3 protein-coding genes are annotated in these 2,103 nt (G+C 46.8%); 2 read left to right on the forward strand and 1 reads right to left on the reverse strand.

Features of this window, described 5'->3' with window-relative positions:
• Together pdxJ and acpS are read left to right on the forward strand one after the other, a co-directional pair.
• On the forward strand, positions 1–637 hold a 637-nt coding region (gene pdxJ, locus R7P67_RS23280; protein ID WP_318086125.1), incomplete at its 5' end, for a pyridoxine 5'-phosphate synthase.
• 13 nt (positions 638–650) lie between these two features.
• Positions 651–1,031, forward strand: a complete 381-nt coding sequence (gene acpS / locus R7P67_RS23285; protein ID WP_005484129.1) for a holo-ACP synthase — start codon at positions 651–653, stop codon at positions 1,029–1,031.
• Between the two features lie 69 nt (positions 1,032–1,100).
• Here the strand turns inward: acpS and R7P67_RS23290 are convergent.
• Positions 1,101–2,103: response regulator (locus R7P67_RS23290; RefSeq protein WP_318086126.1), on the reverse strand; the 1,003-nt coding region annotated here is incomplete at its 5' end.

Consider the following 2,103-nt stretch of genomic DNA (forward strand, 5'->3'; position numbering starts at 1 on the left):
AATCGCAGAGCGTGCTGGGGCGGACGGCATTACCATCCACCTGCGTGAAGACCGTCGCCATATTTTGGATCGTGATGTGCGTATTCTACGTGAGACGATTCAAACACGTATGAATCTAGAAATGGCGGTCACTGAGGAAATGGTTGAGATCGCACTAAAAACTAAGCCAGAGTTTGTTTGTCTCGTACCAGAAAAGCGTGAAGAGCTCACTACTGAAGGCGGCTTAGATGTGGTTGGCCAACTTGAGAAAGTAAAAGCGGCAACGCAAAAGCTAACGGAAGCGGGCATTAAAGTTTCTCTGTTTATTGATGCGGATCGTCAGCAAATTGAAGCGGCGAAGCAGTGTGGTGCACCATTTATCGAGCTTCATACTGGTCATTACGCTGATGCAGAAACAGAAGAAGAGCAACAAGCAGAATTGAAGAAGATTGCTGCGGGTGCAAGCTACGCTGATGACCTTGGTATTATTGTGAACGCTGGCCACGGTCTGACTTACCACAACGTGGCACCAATTGCTGCGCTACCAGAAATTTACGAGTTGAACATTGGTCACTCTATCATTGGCCGTGCAGTGTTTGATGGCCTAGAAAAGTCAGTGGCAGAGATGAAAGCACTGATGATCGCGGCACGCAAATAACTAGGTTCTGCGAATGGCTATTTTAGGTTTAGGAACCGATATTGCTGAAATCGAGCGTATAGAGAAAGCGCTAGGCCGCAGTGGTGAACCTTTTGCTCGACGTATTCTCTCTGAGGATGAAATGGCAAAGTTTTCGCAACTTAAGCAGCAAGGGCGTTATCTTGCTAAGCGTTTTGCCGCTAAAGAGGCAGCATCGAAAGCGCTAGGTACAGGGATTGCTCAAGGCGTAACTTTCCATGATTTTACCGTCTCGAATGATGAGTTGGGTAAGCCAGTTTTAATGCTGTCTGGCGTGGCTCAAAAAATGGCGCAGACGATGGGCGTTAATCACGTTCACTTATCTATTTCTGATGAACGTCACTACGCGGTTGCGACCGTGATTCTTGAATCCTAACCCTTTAATTTGAATAACAAAAGCCAGAGCAAATGCTCTGGCTTTTTTGTATGAAGTTTAGTCAGAATGCTACTGCTCTAGATAAAGTTTTGCGGTGGTGGTGACCTTAATCATTTCATCTTGCAGTTCAAACATTTCAGGTTCAATTTCCTCAATGCTGGCTCCTGAACGAAGTGCGTGTTCAAGCGTAGCACAGAGAGATTTTAGCCTTGGTACGCCACAATAAGAGCTACTGCCATGCAGTTTGTGGATCACATGAATTAACTCTTCACGCGAATAATCGTTTTGCTCAAGTGCGTGGTCGACAACTTCTTCTACTTCTGGAATGAAATCGATCAACATACGCAGCATATCTTTGGCTAAGTCTTCCTTATTAGCGCTCTGTTTCAATGCGGCTTGCCAGTCAATAATCACATCAGGTTGTGTATTTTCAGCTGTGGCAGGTGCTTCACTTGCTGGTTCATCGACGTAGGACGGCGCAACTTTCCCTATGCTTTCTGTACAGGTATTCGGATTCCAGTGGACCAACACTTGTTGCAGTACATGCTCTTCAATTGGTTTGGTGAGGTAATCATCCATACCTGCGGCGAGCAGACGATCGCGCTCCCCGGCCATGGCGTGCGCGGTAACGGCGATAACTGGTGTGTCTTTGTTTAACTCAAGCTCTTTGATGTTCTGACAAGCTGTCACGCCATCCATTAATGGCATTTGGATGTCCATAAAGATCAGGTCGTATTTCTTCTCGGTAGCGAGATTTACGGCTTGCTGGCCATTGCTACAAGCCGTTACGGTTTCAACCCTTTCTTTCAGTAGTGCTGAAATCAGTTTTAGGTTTGCAGGGTTATCATCCACCGCGAGCACTGTCAGTGGCAGTCGTTCGCTTTCTTCTGTTTCAACAGGAGCGGCAATAGCTTGAGGTGCTTCAACATGTTCATTGATCAAACTTTGCAGCAGCTTACGGCGAGATAGCGGTTTGGTTAAGCACTGGATTTGATGCTCGGTCATGATTTGGTCGGCAAGCGCTAATTCGGTGCTCGGTGTACCCATGATGACACTTGGTGCCATGCGCTTC

This window comes from Vibrio sp. Vb0937, from assembly GCF_033338855.1.

Bases quoted from the DNA above. Each gene is read 5' to 3' on its own strand.
- acpS (WP_005484129.1), top strand. From the start codon at position 651: ATGGCTATTTTAGGTTTAGGAACCGATATTGCTGAAATCGAGCGTATA.